This window comes from Pectobacterium sp. CHL-2024 (assembly GCF_044751765.1).
Lineage (GTDB): Bacteria > Pseudomonadota > Gammaproteobacteria > Enterobacterales > Enterobacteriaceae > Pectobacterium > Pectobacterium brasiliense.
In genome coordinates this window covers 1-13,439 of record NZ_JBIXKO010000010.1, presented here as the reverse complement: position 1 = coordinate 13,439, position 13,439 = coordinate 1, and the positions used below count along the sequence as shown (strand labels likewise).

The window sequence follows — 13,439 nt, the reverse complement described above, 5'->3', positions numbered from 1 at the left end:
CGATGCGGCCCACCTTTCGCGGCACCGTCAACACGCGCCCGCTTTACAACATGGGCTCTACCGTATGAATTACCACCAGTATTATCCCGTTGATGTCGTCAACGGCCCCGGCACCCGCTGCACGCTGTTTGTCGCTGGCTGCGTGCATGAGTGTGTGGGGTGCTACAACAAGAGCACCTGGCGACTCAACTCAGGTCAGCCGTTTACGCAGGAACAGGAAGATCGGATCATCGCCGATCTCCAGGATACGGCGATCCCACGGCAGGGCATTTCGCTGTCTGGTGGCGATCCGCTTCACCCACAGAACGTGCCTGACATCTTGCGGCTGGTCGAACGGATACGCTCGGAATGCTCCGGCAAAGATATCTGGGTCTGGACGGGCTACGTGCTGGCGGAGCTGACGCCGGAGCAACAGCGGGTGGTCGATCTCATCAACGTGTTAGTCGATGGAAAGTTTGTGCAAGATCTGAAAGATCCCGCACTGATCTGGCGCGGCAGCAGCAATCAGGTTGTCCACCGTCTGCGTTGATCGATAAGAGGTTACTGAAGCGCCTGCTGCTTACCCAGTGAACGTAATTGATCGGATTCGAGCACGGTGACCCGCGCTTTGGGCTCGGGCGAGAACGCCTGATTCAGCAACGCCTGCGCGACCGTTTTCCCTTCAATGGCTCGCCATTTTGCCGGGAACAAGCGAAACAGCGGCGCGGCCAGACTTTCTAGCGGACGACTATCTTCTCTTTCCCCCAGCAGCATCGACGGCTGTGCCAGTGTCAGATGCTGCCAGCCTTGCTGACGCAGCGATTTTTCCGCTTCTCCCTTCACGCGCGAATAGAAGAAAGGCGACGTCGCACTCGCGCTCAGCGAACTGACGACTAACAGGTGCGTCGCGCCTAGCGCCAGCGCTACCTTTGATCCTTCCACCACCAGCGTGTAATCCACATAGCGGAACGCCTGCTTACTGCCTGCCGTCTTAAGCGTCGATCCCAGACAGCAAAACGCGATATCGACAGGATCGGTCAATTGCGCCAGCGCGGCAGAGAGATCGGGATCGTGCGGATTGACCACTTTCTCTGACGGTGCCAGCGGCTTACGGGTCGGCGCATAGATCGTCTCTACCCGATTATTGGCTTTCAACAGCTCTAACAACTCGTGCCCCACTAACCCCGTTGCACCTAATAACAGTACTCGGCTCATCGGTTTTCCCCCTTGCTCAGCGTCTTTCACTATCCCATCTTTTTACGTTGCTGTTGTTATGTATGGAAAATTGTTATGTATGGAAAATGTTAGTTATGACAAACGTTAGCGCTGCCAGTGGCGCTTCTTACCAAAGCCCAACGTATTGTCCGTCATTTTGATTTCTGTCAGATCGAGCCGCCAAATCGGCGCTTGCGATGCCTGGGCAATAGGGAAACGCGCGTTGTATCGCGCTCTGGCCTGCTGCGCGTCATCCCCTTCCAACTGCACCGCCTGCGCCCGAAACTGCACGCCCTTAATCAGCATGACGCTCTTCGGCTGGCCGCTCACCGTACCGGCCACCTGCGGCAGCCTTGCCATTATTTCTCCGTGGCGCGTCTGCAACTCCGTCATTAGATAGAAGGCTATCTGTTGATCGTCATAAGTATAGAAGCAACTCGCACACCATAATTCCGAATTTTCACCTACGCATAACGTCAGTACGTGCAACTTCTTCAAATAGCGGGAGATTGCCTCAAGATCGCTACCTGCTTCTCTCAGTTTTTTCTGCATTACGCTGCCTCAATCCACTTTCTGAACGAACGTATCCTGCCCGACCACTAACTGCCCTTCCGCAGAGTGCGGCAGCATGGTTTGCAGAGGCTGGCCAGTGTGTTTATCCAATAGCAGGGAGTGCGGTTCTCCTTCTGCAAACAGCTGCTGTTCCCCCCACTGACGTAGCGCCACAACGAGCGGGAATAGCTGTTCGCCTTTTGGCGTCAGGATATATTCCTGATAGGCCGAGCTTTCGGAAACGGGCTGAACGGACAAAATGCCTTCCTCAACCAGGGCGCGCAGACGATCGGTAAGAATATTTTTGGCAACGCCCAAACTGCGCTGAAAATCGCCGAAACGGCGGCGATTGTCGAAGGCATCGCGGATAATCAGCAACGCCCAGCGATCGCCAACCACATCCAGCGCACGGGCGACGGGACACGCATCCTCTTTCAGACTTTTGCGCTTCACCATGAATACTTCCTCCCCTTTTTCCTGTTCATCCTGCCTTACCCACAGGCCGAAAAATCGATCGTGCGTTTTTTGGTTGCAGAATAAAACCAGAGTATTTATGCTTCAAGTGGTTTTATTTTGAAACCAAATTGAGCAATGAAAGCCAATACGATGAAAACAAACCCTATTCATACCACGTCATCCGTTACCGAAGGCGATCTTTACAGCACGCAGACGACATTGCCGCGCGCGTTAGTTTTGCTGTTTGCCTGTGCCAGCGCCCTCAGCGTCGCCAATGTGTATTACGCACAGCCGCTGTTGGATGCGCTATCGGTAGATTTTCACATCAGCATCGCTGCCGTTGGCGGCGTGATGACCGCAACACAGCTTGGCTGTGCGCTGGCGTTAATTCTGCTCGTGCCGCTGGGTGATATCCTCAATCGACGCTATTTGATGCTCGCCCAGTTGGGTGCGCTCATCGTGGCGCTGATCGCCGTTGGGCTATCCACCACGCCCCTGGCTCTATTGATCAGCATGCTGGCCGTGGGCATGCTCGGTACGGCAATGACTCAGGGTCTGATTGCTTATGCCGCAACAGCTGCCGCACCGCAGGAGCGCGGACGCGTGGTGGGTGCGGCACAGGGCGGCGTGGTAATTGGGCTGTTGCTGGCGCGCGTGCTATCCGGCTTTATCGCCGATGTCGCAGGCTGGCGCAGCGTATACTTTTTCTCCGCGCTGCTGATGCTTCTGCTTGCTGTGCTGTTATGGCGCACACTGCCGCATCAGCCGCTTGCCCGGCAGCGCCCACACTATTCCGCGTTGCTGCTCTCTATGCTGACCTTGCTGCGTCAAGAACGGGTGTTGCAAATACGCGGCACCATCGCTTTACTGATGTTTGCTGCCCTGAGCATTTTCTGGAGCGCACTGGTTTTGCCGCTGAGTCGCGAACCGTATTTCTTTTCTCATACGGTTATCGGTGCGTTTGGTCTGGTGGGGATTCTCGGCGCATTGGCGGCGGTAAAAGCGGGCTCATTGGCCGATAAAGGCCGCGAACAGTGGGTCAGCGGCATCGCCCTGTTATTGCTGCTGACATCGTGGCTGCCGCTGTGGTTAGCGCCCTATTCTCTCTTCGCGCTGGTGGTCGGCATCATCGTTCTCGATCTGGGCGGACAGGCCATTCACGTCACCAACCAAAGCATGATTTTCAAGACGCATCCCGATGCGCACAGCCGTCTGGTTGGCTGTTATATGCTGTTTTATAGCATCGGCAGCGGACTTGGCGCGATGGCAACGACAGCGGCGTATGACGCTGCGGGCTGGTCAGGCGTGTGCCTCCTTGGTGCAGCCGTCAGCCTGACGGCGCTGCTTTTCTGGAAAGTGACGCTGCATACCTCAGCGCCGTCACCGGCCGCTTCCACGCCATCGTGATAGCGGAACAACGCTTCTTCATAAAGACACCATCCTATTGATAAGGGAAAAACATGAGCGAACTGACATTACTGGCTGATGCCGACGAGCGCGGCCGACGTTATCTGGCTGAGACTGCACAGCGCCGGGTTTTCCCCGATGCCGATGCCCTCGCCGCGCTGGCACGTTTTGATGAAGTGCTGCCGCAACAGGGCTTCTCGCCCGAAAGCACGCTGACGCTGCTGGATGAAGTCGGTTCACCGGCTACTACCGCCTCCAATGGTCCAAACTATTTCGGCTTTGTTATCGGAGCCTCATTGCCGGTCGCCGCCGCCTCCGAGCGATTAATGATCGCCTGGGATCAGTGCGCCTCCACCTTTGATAACTCGCCGGTATCCGCCACGCTGGAACGCCTCGCCAGCCGCTGGGTACTCGATGCGCTGAACTTGCCCAAAGACAGCGCCGTGGGTTTCGGCACCAGCGCCACCGCCTGCACGCTTTCCTGCCTGGCCGCCGCACGTCGTGCTCTGCTGGCAAAACAGGGCTGGGATTTTGACAACGATGGACTGAACGGTGCACCTGAAATTAAGGTCGTGATTTCGGAACTGACGCACATCACCGTGAAGAAAGCGCTACGCGTACTCGGCTTTGGGCTACGCCATTTACGTATCGCGCCCGTGAATGCGTTTGGGCAGATCGACGTGGCACAGCTTCCTTCGCTGGACGACCGCACGATTCTTTGTTTGCAGGCGGGCGAAGTCAACACAGGCGAGTTCGATGACTTTGCGCAGATCATTCCCGTCGCGAAAGCAGCGGGTGCCTGGGTTCACGTTGATGGTGCCTTCGGACTGTGGGCCAGAGCTTCGTCCCACGCGGCTCTCACCGACGGCATCGAGCTGGCCGATAGCTGGACAACGGACGCGCATAAATGGCTGAACACCCCTTACGATTGTGCGATGGCGATTTGCCGCGATGCGGACGTGCTGGCGGAAGCGATGAACGCGGATGCCGTCTATTCCAGTGCGGCGCGAGATGCGCAGAAGAATCTGACGCTCGAATTCTCTCGTCGGCCGCGCGGCATTCCGGTGTGGGCAGCACTGCGTACGCTGGGGCGCGACGGCGTGGCAGAGATGGTCGAACGACACTGCCGACAGGCAACCTTCATCGCCGACGGCCTACGCCATGCGGGTTTTAAGATACTGAATCGGGTTGTGCTTAATCAGGTTCTGCTGCGGGGGGAAACCGACAGCCAAACCACGGCGATACGAGAAGCGCTACAGGCATCGGGCAAAGCATGGTTTGGCGGCACCGTCTGGCAGGGGCGTCCGGCACTGCGCATCAGCGTGTCATCCTGGCGCACGCAGGACGATAACGTGCAGGCGCTAATCACGCTGCTGACGGACATCAAAGCTCGAACCCCACGCTGAGTGAAACCTAAAGCGCTGAGCACGGTATAAAACAACTATCCCCGCAAACACGGGGATAGGGAGACGTCATCAGACTACGGCGCACTGAAATACGCTAGACGTAAACGCTAATGCTGGAGACCTGTCCCTGAAAGCGGTTCAGCGCCTCTGCGGCACGCTGCAGGCTTTCGGTATTCTGCACTTCGCTACGGGATGATGCGCCCGCGACGCCTTGCTGAATGGTGTCGAAAACATTAATCGGCTGGAATACATTGGAAGGCGGAATACTTCCCCCTTCGGCTCTCGGCGACGAGACAAAACCCAGCAGCGCGGAACCTTCTTCACGTCCCAACCGCCCACTGCTGACAAGGCCTTCAACCGTTTCATACAGCTCGGCAGGGCTAATGCGGGTGAAATCATACCGCGTCGTCTCACCGACAGGAACAGCACCGCTGCCCGCCTGATAAGACTGAAGCTTTTCGGACAGCGCCGCTTTCTCTGCATGCTCTGTCGAACGCTTCGCCATCACCTGCTGGCTGGCAAAAACGGACGACTCTGCGGCTTCAACTTTCATATCACCTCCTTACGGTAACGTATGGAAGACAAAAATCATTGGCATAGCGCCTCACCGTAACGGTGAGTGCAAAAATGGCGTGCTTTAATACTGACACGCAATCCCCCATCGCGCCAGCCAGCCGCGGGATTTGGTTCCGTGCGGGGGATATTTAGACCAACATGCAACAAGGGGTATAAGCCCAGTTTATCCCCGCTGGTGCGGGGAACTCACCCGTTAAGCTTCTCATTCTTAACCAGCATGCGGTTTATCCCCGCCGGCGCGGGGAACACAGCTACACTGGAAACCTGTATCTGGATGAATACGGTTTATCCCCGCTGGCACAGGGAACACTGTAGGTGCTGGATGATGTCTGATTCAGACCACGGTTTATCCCCGCTGACGCGGGGAACACGAGCACGAAAATCCGCTAACTAACTGCCTGGACGGTTTATCCCCGCTGGTGCGGGGAACTCAATGACGTATTCGGTGGCGTATCGGGAACGCTCGGTTTATCCCCGCTGACGCGGGGAACACGTATTCATGCCACGTTGACGTGACCGTGCCGTCGGTTTATCCCCGCTGGCGCGGGGAACACTAGAATATTTGGGAGAGCAAGGCCGATTAATCCGGTTTATCCCCGCTGGCGCGGGGAACACTTGCCTGCTTTGACGAACACATGATGACTGCCCGGTTTATCCCCGCTGGCGCGGGGAACACTGGGGTGAGCCAGATCCGCGAAAAATACTCGACGGTTTATCCCCGCTGGTGTGGGGAACACTCAGGCGTGTTACCGAAATACATTTCGCCCGTCGGTTTATCCCCGCTGGCGCGGGGAACACTGTCACAGACTGAATGCTGTAGCGCTTCTCCGCGGTTTATCCCCGCTGGCGCGGGGAACACGTTGACTAATTCCCGCGTGTTACGCTCCGCACCGGTTTATCCCCGCTGGCGCGGGGAACACGTTAACACGCTCCATGTTAACCATTTCAGACGCCGGTTTATCCCCGCTGGCGCGGGGAACACTGTGGCACCGGACAGATGCGCGATTTCACTGACGGTTTATCCCCGCTGGCGCGGGGAACACCAGCCGTAGCGCTGAACGATAGCCGCGAACTCCGGTTTATCCCCGCTGGCGCGGGGAACACTAGAATATTTGGGAGAGCAAGGCCGATTAATCCGGTTTATCCCCGCTGGCGCGGGGAACACACAGGAGCAGCCCCAAAAGAATCCGTTAGCCCCGGTTTATCCCCGCTGGCGCGGGGAACACGGTAATCTCGGCACAGGCGGTGGCGGCGGCCACGGTTTATCCCCGCTAGCACGGGGAACACTCACAAATATGATGAGGCGAATATGATTGGTAGTGGTTTATCCCCGCTGGCGCGGGGAACACTTCAATAGAGATCAGACCGGTGTTGGCCGCTAACGGTTTATCCCCGCTGGCGCAGGGAACACGAAAATGCCCTAAAAATCCCCCGTCCTATCGTCGGTTTATCCCCGCTGGCGCGGGGAACACATGTATAGCGAAACCGCGACGCTCGAACAGTTCGGTTTATCCCCGCTCGCGCGGGGAACTCTCATAAAATTTGCCATCGATATTGACGCCCATCGGTTTATCCCCGCTGACGCGGGGAACACCGAAAAGATGAGATTATCCCGATACAGAAGCGCGGTTTATCCCCGCTGGCGCGGGGAACACTTGAACCGATTAAATTCGATACGCACATTTCGGCGGTTTATCCCCGCTGGCGCGGGGAACACATTATCTAGGCGCGCATAGGTTGGTGGCGAGACGGTTTATCCCCGCTGGCGCGGGGAACACTCTAAAAGTAGAGAGTTGTTTTATAACACTTTTTTCGGCATAAAAAATTCTACCGATTTTTCCATGTTGTTAAAGATCGCTAACTTATTGATTTTCAATAGGTGAGAAAGAGACTAACCGTAGGCCATCCAGATCTACCGGCATTCGGCGATTTTCGCCCCAGGTTTGGAACTCAAAACCGGATTCCGTATTCGTCGCCCACGCCATCACCACATTGCCCTGTTCTGCCAGTTCGATAATCTGCTGCCAGACCATCTCTCTCACCCGCTGTGACGTATCACCGACATACACTCCCGCGCGGACTTCCAATAGCCACACCGCCAGCCTGCCGCGCAACCGCGGCGGGACATTTTCCGTCACAACCACCAGCATGTTCATTTAACCCTGCCCCCGGTGGCCGCTTTCACCAAACGGTTTCGGTTCTGGGATTGCAGGCGGCTGTGCATCGTCCGGCGGTAGAGGCGGCGTAATGCCACCCGCAGACAAGACTTCCTCAATCAAGGGAATTAGTTTGCTCAGCGTTTTCTGGCTGCGGAAAATATCACGACAGGCAAGCCGCACTTCACGATCCGGCTCGGCAGGGTTGCGGGCTACAATTTCAAAAGCTTTCGCCACCCCCCCCTCGAATTTGATGATGTCGGCAATGTCGTAGACAAAAGAAAGCGGTTTGCCGCTGTGGACAAACCCAATTGCTGGTGCATAACCTGCCGCCAGCACGGCCGCTTCCGTAATACCGTACAGGCAGGACGTTGCCGCGCTAATACACTGGTTGACCTTGTCACCTCGTTCCCAATCTTTCGGATCGTAACGTCGGCCATTCCATTTCACGCCATACTGCTGCGCCAACAGCGTATATGTTTGGCGCACGCGGGCACCTTCAATCCCCCTGAGTTGATCGACGGAACGACGGCTCGGCGCAGGTTCACCAAAGCGTAGCTCAAACATTTTGCGCACCACTTTAAGGCGCAGTTCCTCATCCAACGCCAGCTTGGCCTGATAGAGCAATTTGTCCGACCGCGCACCGCCGGGCTGACCAGACGCATACAGCCGTACACCGGCTTCGCCGACCCACACCAGCAGCGTCCCGACCGTTGCAGCCAGCCGCACGGCCGCATGAGAAACCCGCGTGCCCGGCTCCAGCATGATGCAGGCAACCGACCCCACGGGAATATGCGTGCGCACACCGGTTTTATCCACCAGCACAAACGCACCGTCAATGACATCAATCTGCCCGTATTGCAGAAAGATGAGTGAAACCCGATCCTTGAGCGGGATCGGATTGAGCGGAACATACATCGTCAACTCTCCCTGTAACGGGGCAGGCTACGCCCGTTTCAATAGCAGCAAGCCGCATCCCAGTGCTTTGCTTTTTCCTAACCCCTGCCGGACAGCTGTCGCAAAGCGTTCAGCATCTGTAATGTGGAGCACCCCGTCATAATCCACGCTACTGAACATAATCGCCGCCGACTGGCCTGGCTTGTTCAGGCGATGACGTTGATACCCATCGACCTGACACGACGACACCGCAAAACCCGCGTTTTCTCCCTGACGCACCAGCCAGTCATGAGCACGCTGCTGTTGATGCCGCCACAGTTCTACACCAGATAGCCCGGCAGCTTTCGCCTGATGACGCGCATCCATCAACACATCGCTACGCTTGCCGTCCCGCGTGACCACCGGATTAGCACGTAGCGAAAACGCCAGCGTCATGCCGTTATGCCACTGCGGTTGATACGGTTTGGTTTCCACCTGAAACAGGTTATGGCCTGCCTGCGGTGCCTGTTCAGAGAGCAGGTAAAATAGACTTTTTGTTTCATGTGCCTCTTCACGGAACAGGAACGATCTCTGAAGATGCTCGGGGAAGAGCTGCCAGAGCCACTGGTGGCTGGCATAGCCCCCCGCGTGCAGCCGCTTTTCCGCCATCACGCGCGGCAATGCATTGAGCTGCAGCGTTATTCTGGAAAAATACATCATTCCTCTCCCTTTTCACTGCCGGCATATTGCACGCGGGAAGTGAACTGCCAGCGCCGCCGATCGGCGGGCTGATCGTTCCGTGAGACGCGGTATTGCGCCGTTAGCCCCGTGTCGCTTTCCTGTTCCCAGTAGCACACGCCTTCGGCACGACCGATCGTCTCTAATGCGAGGTCGTTCAGTGCTGGCGTCTGCTTTGCTAACTGCCACACCTCGGCCAGCGTGCCAGCAAACAGGTGTGGTGCCAGCGGCAGCGCAGGCGGACAGCTTTTACGCCCGAAATAGAGCGTAAATACCGGTGATAGCAACGCCTCTCTCAGCGCACTTAACGCGTAAGGTGCATCCGGTGTGGCACTAATGGCGATGTGGTAATAGGCATCACAGCGGTATTCGCGTGAGGTCAGCATGGTTTCGAGCGATTGCCCTGCCTCCGGCCGCAATTCATCACGTCTTGTGTAGCGCGGCACTTTGCGGTTTTCTTTCGGCATCTGCACCGTGTGGTAGTCATTCAGCCAGGTTTCACGATCGGAAAGCGGCCGCACCGCCACGTGGTAATGCTGGTTGAAAACCGTCAGCGCGGCCCGATCGTCATGCCGGATCCCCAACGCCGCTGCCAGCAACCCCAGCAACGCCGAACGACTGGGCACTGTAGAGGTATGGCGCACTTCACCCACCGCCACTTCTCCCCACGACACCAGCGGGGCGTAGACCTGGAAGACCAGATAGTTATCCATATCGCGCTCCTACTGGCTGATGAAATCCAGTAACCCTTGCAGTGAACCGCCCTCACTCTCAGCTTCCACGTTCAGCTCATAGGAAGGAACGCTGCCCGCAGAGGCGTACACCCGATCAAACTTGGCTTTTTGTTTACACAGCAGCTCGATGGCATCATTGACCTGATCGTCATTGCGGATGGGTTTGAAAAACGCGACTGACAAGGTACGCGGCTGATCGCTTCCCTTCTCTGCCAGCACATAGGTTGCCAGCGCCCGACTGGCAAAGCTGTTCTGCTTGCCACCCGGCGATACGGTCAGCGCCGTTTCCGTCAGCGCACGCAGGGTACGCGCCACCAGCTCTTCATCGTTATTCAGATTTTCCAGCAGCAGATCGCGGTTAATGCAGACATAGTGATAGAACAGCGCCGAGGCAAAGCTCTGTTCGCCCATATGCGCCGATCCGCTGTCGGCTGACGTATTCAGGTCATCCACCGCCGTAAAGAAGTCGTCTTCGATGGTGACGGCACTCACGCCCAGCGCGTGTGCTACCTGACAGGCTGCTTCAACGTTGAATTCCGGCTCGGCGGCCAGCATCCGACCAAACAGCGCGATATCGACGCTGGCGGCGTCCTTACGCAGTAGCTTTAGCTCTTCGCTATTCGGCTTCCGTGACTCAGCGATCAGACGAGCAACCAGTTGATCGATCAACGCCCTTTCCTGCACGCTGAAGTGAGCAAGCTGTTCGATATCGTATTTTTCCAGCGGGTCTTTACTGCCTTTTTCTTCTTTTTTCGGTTTACCGAACTGCTCAGCAATGCTCTTCGTCGCCTCATCGGCCAGCTTTTCACTCATACCACCAGCAATCAGCGCAGTGTAGATATCACGCCCTATACGGCGACTGCGGGTGCCGATATGGCCATCCATTGCGGACTCAAAAACCTCAGAGGTACGCCATGCACGTTTCAGGCTTTGCGAGGACACCCGCAAACGCTCGACGCCGCCAACGATTGCGGTTTTCGGACGACCCGCATCATCACGGTTCAGGTTAGAAGACGGATAAGCGGTTAAAAAATGAAGCTGGATAAAAGTGGTCATCAGTTATTCCTTGTCTGAAGCTGTCGTTGACGTTTCTGTCGTTAACATTGCTGTCGTGCCTGGCTCATCGGCGGTGATATTTTGTGACGCCTGCGCATACTCGCACGCCCAGCGCACGGCGTTGCGTCGCAAAGGGTGAAGCGTCGGCGCGCGGTTTTCCTGCCGCGCCTGCCACTCGTCCACCCACAGGAAAATACCGTCCGCCAGTGAAGGGAGGTTGACACCTGCCTCACCGCGTATTTGCACCGCACGGAAAAGCTGGCGATACAGTTCTTCCGGCGTTTGCGCCCGCTGTAGCCGTTCAAAGCGCAAAGCGGAAAGAAAAGGACGGTCGCCGCCCTGTTTTTCACCTAGCTGGGCAGCGAAGCTGGTCTTCAACATGTTTTTCGCCGCGTGTGCCGCGACAGAAACAAAAATCGCCAGTGCCACGATGTGGTGTTCCTTTTCCAGCCGCGCCGCCAGCTTCCCGGCCAGATCGTGATATCCCTGACAGGTCAGCACGCCATAAGGCGGAGTGGCACGGCGCAGCTCTGCCCGTCGCGCACGGCCATTGCCCGCAGCACTATGGCGATTTTGTAGCGCCTCGTACCAGTCACTAATCTTTTTTGCGTCATCCTTGTTGATGACCAAAAAATCAGCCGTGTTTGCCATCCACTGCCTCCTGCATTTGTTTAATGGTTTCTGACGCTTTTTGCTTATAGAAAAACGCACTCAGCTTTTTCCGCGTTCCCGCCGCCTTAACCAGATCGCGATGTTCGTCTGGGTTGCTAAACACGCGGGCATCGTAGTTCTCCAACAGATAGCGATAGAGCGCCTTTTGCCACGTTTTCAGCGCCATAGCGGGGGAGCTCCCCTGAGCCAGCGACTGATACAGCCGCATAAAATCAGGCTGCGTCTCCTGCCAGAACGCGACATCAATGGCACTGAAATCCCCTTTTGCGTCCTTGGGGCGCGAAAACCAAGCTTCTTTAATCATCTGACGCAGCAGCGTGGCACTGTCCCGCGCCAGTTCCACCGCCAGTTGCAAATGGTCTTTATATTCACGTAGCGCAAGAGGATCATCACGAAAACGGGCAGAGGCAAACAACTGCGGAACATGGTGCTCATACCAGCAACGTGCCTTCATGTTGTCCATATCGTAGCCAAAACACCACAGCCCAGAGTCTCTACGCAGTTCATCTCGCTGGGCATTGTGGTGCACGACCATCGCGGGAAAGGTGCTATTGAGCTTATCTTCTCCCTGAATAAGCAGCCCCAGCCAGTCACGATACGCCAGCCCGCCCGGTTGCCCTTTCACCGACAGAAAAGGGGCATCGCCTTTCAGCGCATGACGATAGGGAGTGAGCGGGTGCCGCCAGCTGTCGTACTGAATGCCGTAGTTCTTGGTGCGATACTGCGTGAGCAGCGTGGTCGATTCCGTGCCGCACAGATCGCATTCACCCGTCTGTAGCGTGGTGAAATCCAGTTCAATACGGCGCGGCATGCCCCAATAGGCTTGCAGCCGATGCGCATTTTCCGGCGTCACGGGCGGGTGAGTACCATCGCTGGTGGGCGTATTCGCTAACCACGGGAACACCGTGGCATCGGGTTTGCCCTTGGGCATCACCTCTTGCGTCACCACGTTCATCCAGAGCTTTTTCCACAGCGGCAGACCGGATTTTTCCGGCATAAGCAGCGTAGTGATCGGCCCGCCACCGCGCATCCCGGTGCGGTGCCCTTGCCCGCCGGATGGCGCATTGGTTTGCAGTGTGAACAGCGCCATTGCCGCACAGTGCGGGCACACCGCGCTGACCGTGCCACGCTTGATGAAGTGATCTTTATTTAGCTTGAGCGTATTGCCGCCGGGGGCATCGATCAACAGTCCCGAAATCGGTGTCGGGTCGCTGTCGAGCGTGGCAAAATCCTGCATAAACGCGGGCTTCTGTGCGCCAAACTGCATCGCCGGTACCAGCGTGGCTAACGCTTGCGAAAAGTCGGAACCAAGTCCTTCTTCCCAGACCTCGGTCCAGCCATCGCCATCAACGGGGGCATAGGCAGTTTGCAGCAGGCCGATAAGAAGCTGATAGCCCGCCCCCTGCAAATCGGCACGCGGCCAGGCAAGATCGATAATATTGTCGTCGGGGAGCTGCTGCGGGGAAATGTTACCCATCCGACCATCCGCAAAGACGGCGGGCAACCAAGGTTCTTCAATCAATGAAAACATCGTACCTCCTGTGTACGCCGCGTATATGGACGCTCCCGGTTGAACAAGGCATTTTTCAGCAAGATGTAAAATCGGTAACTGCAGG

Annotated in this window: 14 protein-coding genes and 1 CRISPR repeat array; of the genes, 3 read left to right on the top strand and 11 right to left on the bottom strand. The window is 56.7% G+C overall.

The annotated features are described in order from the left end of the window. The first annotated feature begins 64 nt into the window (after positions 1–64). Positions 65–529, top strand: a complete 465-nt coding sequence (nrdG, locus tag ACIPUG_RS14940) for an anaerobic ribonucleoside-triphosphate reductase-activating protein (RefSeq protein ID WP_039462768.1) — start codon at positions 65–67, stop codon at positions 527–529. 11 nt (positions 530–540) lie between these two features. Here nrdG and ACIPUG_RS14935 read toward each other — a convergent pair whose 3' ends face one another. The 3 genes from ACIPUG_RS14935 to ACIPUG_RS14925 all read right to left on the bottom strand — a co-directional run bounded on the left by ACIPUG_RS14935 (position 541) and on the right by ACIPUG_RS14925 (position 2,202). After that, the gene (locus ACIPUG_RS14935) at positions 541–1,194 is read right to left on the bottom strand and encodes a hypothetical protein (RefSeq protein ID WP_014913937.1); all 654 of its coding nucleotides are present in this window, start codon (positions 1,192–1,194) and stop codon (positions 541–543) included. A gap of 105 nt (positions 1,195–1,299) precedes the next feature. Further along, complete coding sequence (locus ACIPUG_RS14930; protein ID WP_400338989.1) at positions 1,300–1,746, bottom strand: YhbP family protein; 447 nt, start codon at positions 1,744–1,746, stop codon at positions 1,300–1,302. Positions 1,747–1,755: 9 nt separating this feature from the next. Beyond that, entirely contained in the window at positions 1,756–2,202 is a 447-nt protein-coding gene (locus ACIPUG_RS14925; protein ID WP_014913935.1) for a helix-turn-helix domain-containing protein, read from the bottom strand. A 150-nt stretch (positions 2,203–2,352) separates the two neighbouring features. On the opposite strand from ACIPUG_RS14925, the gene ACIPUG_RS14920 reads away from it, so the two are divergent. Then, a complete protein-coding gene (locus ACIPUG_RS14920) occupies positions 2,353–3,609 on the top strand; it encodes an MFS transporter (RefSeq protein ID WP_400338987.1) in 1,257 nt (418 codons plus the stop codon). 53 nt (positions 3,610–3,662) lie between these two features. Next, positions 3,663–5,015 carry a pyridoxal phosphate-dependent decarboxylase family protein gene (locus tag ACIPUG_RS14915; RefSeq protein ID WP_400338985.1) on the top strand — a complete coding sequence of 451 codons (1,353 nt, stop codon included), beginning with the start codon at positions 3,663–3,665 and terminating at the stop codon, positions 5,013–5,015. A 94-nt stretch (positions 5,016–5,109) separates the two neighbouring features. On the opposite strand, the gene ACIPUG_RS14910 is transcribed toward ACIPUG_RS14915, so the two are convergent. The 8 genes from ACIPUG_RS14910 to casA form a co-directional block, all read right to left on the bottom strand. Then, positions 5,110–5,568 (bottom strand): hypothetical protein, encoded by a 459-nt coding sequence (locus tag ACIPUG_RS14910; RefSeq protein ID WP_400338982.1) that lies wholly within the window; start codon positions 5,566–5,568, stop codon positions 5,110–5,112. A 182-nt stretch (positions 5,569–5,750) separates the two neighbouring features. Next, positions 5,751–7,369: direct repeats of the CRISPR family, unit length 29 nt; unit sequence CGGTTTATCCCCGCTGGCGCGGGGAACAC. Between the two features lie 84 nt (positions 7,370–7,453). Further along, entirely contained in the window at positions 7,454–7,747 is a 294-nt protein-coding gene (gene cas2e / locus ACIPUG_RS14905; protein WP_400338979.1) for a type I-E CRISPR-associated endoribonuclease Cas2e, read from the bottom strand. Continuing rightward, entirely contained in the window at positions 7,748–8,665 is a 918-nt protein-coding gene (gene cas1e, locus ACIPUG_RS14900; protein ID WP_400338977.1) for a type I-E CRISPR-associated endonuclease Cas1e, read from the bottom strand. 27 nt (positions 8,666–8,692) lie between these two features. After that, a complete protein-coding gene (cas6e, locus tag ACIPUG_RS14895) occupies positions 8,693–9,340 on the bottom strand; it encodes a type I-E CRISPR-associated protein Cas6/Cse3/CasE (RefSeq protein WP_400339125.1) in 648 nt (215 codons plus the stop codon). Next, on the bottom strand, positions 9,340–10,074 hold the full coding sequence (gene cas5e / locus ACIPUG_RS14890) for a type I-E CRISPR-associated protein Cas5/CasD (RefSeq protein ID WP_400338975.1): 735 nt from the start codon (positions 10,072–10,074) through the stop codon (positions 9,340–9,342). The genes cas6e and cas5e overlap by 1 nt, the downstream gene beginning before the upstream one ends. Before the next feature lie 9 nt (positions 10,075–10,083). Beyond that, positions 10,084–11,151: a type I-E CRISPR-associated protein Cas7/Cse4/CasC gene (gene cas7e, locus ACIPUG_RS14885; protein WP_400338973.1), complete on the bottom strand. Its 1,068-nt coding sequence runs from the start codon at positions 11,149–11,151 to the stop codon at positions 10,084–10,086. Between the two features lie 3 nt (positions 11,152–11,154). Next, the gene (gene casB / locus ACIPUG_RS14880) at positions 11,155–11,802 is read right to left on the bottom strand and encodes a type I-E CRISPR-associated protein Cse2/CasB (protein WP_400338970.1); all 648 of its coding nucleotides are present in this window, start codon (positions 11,800–11,802) and stop codon (positions 11,155–11,157) included. Next, the gene (casA, locus tag ACIPUG_RS14875) at positions 11,786–13,354 is read right to left on the bottom strand and encodes a type I-E CRISPR-associated protein Cse1/CasA (protein WP_400338968.1); all 1,569 of its coding nucleotides are present in this window, start codon (positions 13,352–13,354) and stop codon (positions 11,786–11,788) included. Before casA ends, casB begins: the two co-directional genes overlap by 17 nt. Positions 13,355–13,439 lie beyond the last annotated feature (85 nt).

What these genes read in the sequence shown, in the direction of transcription:
- cas2e (WP_400338979.1), bottom strand. Translation starts at nt 7,747, where the DNA reads ATGAACATGCTGGTGGTTGTGACGGAAAATGTCCCGCCGCGGTTGCGC.
- ACIPUG_RS14925 (WP_014913935.1), bottom strand. Translation starts at nt 2,202, where the DNA reads ATGGTGAAGCGCAAAAGTCTGAAAGAGGATGCGTGTCCCGTCGCCCGT.
- cas7e (WP_400338973.1), bottom strand. Translation starts at nt 11,151, where the DNA reads ATGACCACTTTTATCCAGCTTCATTTTTTAACCGCTTATCCGTCTTCT.
- ACIPUG_RS14930 (WP_400338989.1), bottom strand. Translation starts at nt 1,746, where the DNA reads ATGCAGAAAAAACTGAGAGAAGCAGGTAGCGATCTTGAGGCAATCTCC.
- cas5e (WP_400338975.1), bottom strand. Translation starts at nt 10,074, where the DNA reads ATGGATAACTATCTGGTCTTCCAGGTCTACGCCCCGCTGGTGTCGTGG.
- ACIPUG_RS14935 (WP_014913937.1), bottom strand. Translation starts at nt 1,194, where the DNA reads ATGAGCCGAGTACTGTTATTAGGTGCAACGGGGTTAGTGGGGCACGAG.
- ACIPUG_RS14910 (WP_400338982.1), bottom strand. Translation starts at nt 5,568, where the DNA reads ATGAAAGTTGAAGCCGCAGAGTCGTCCGTTTTTGCCAGCCAGCAGGTG.
- ACIPUG_RS14920 (WP_400338987.1), top strand. Translation starts at nt 2,353, where the DNA reads ATGAAAACAAACCCTATTCATACCACGTCATCCGTTACCGAAGGCGAT.
- cas6e (WP_400339125.1), bottom strand. Translation starts at nt 9,340, where the DNA reads ATGTATTTTTCCAGAATAACGCTGCAGCTCAATGCATTGCCGCGCGTG.
- ACIPUG_RS14915 (WP_400338985.1), top strand. Translation starts at nt 3,663, where the DNA reads ATGAGCGAACTGACATTACTGGCTGATGCCGACGAGCGCGGCCGACGT.
- casA (WP_400338968.1), bottom strand. Translation starts at nt 13,354, where the DNA reads ATGTTTTCATTGATTGAAGAACCTTGGTTGCCCGCCGTCTTTGCGGAT.
- cas1e (WP_400338977.1), bottom strand. Translation starts at nt 8,665, where the DNA reads ATGTATGTTCCGCTCAATCCGATCCCGCTCAAGGATCGGGTTTCACTC.
- nrdG (WP_039462768.1), top strand. Translation starts at nt 65, where the DNA reads ATGAATTACCACCAGTATTATCCCGTTGATGTCGTCAACGGCCCCGGC.
- casB (WP_400338970.1), bottom strand. Translation starts at nt 11,802, where the DNA reads ATGGCAAACACGGCTGATTTTTTGGTCATCAACAAGGATGACGCAAAA.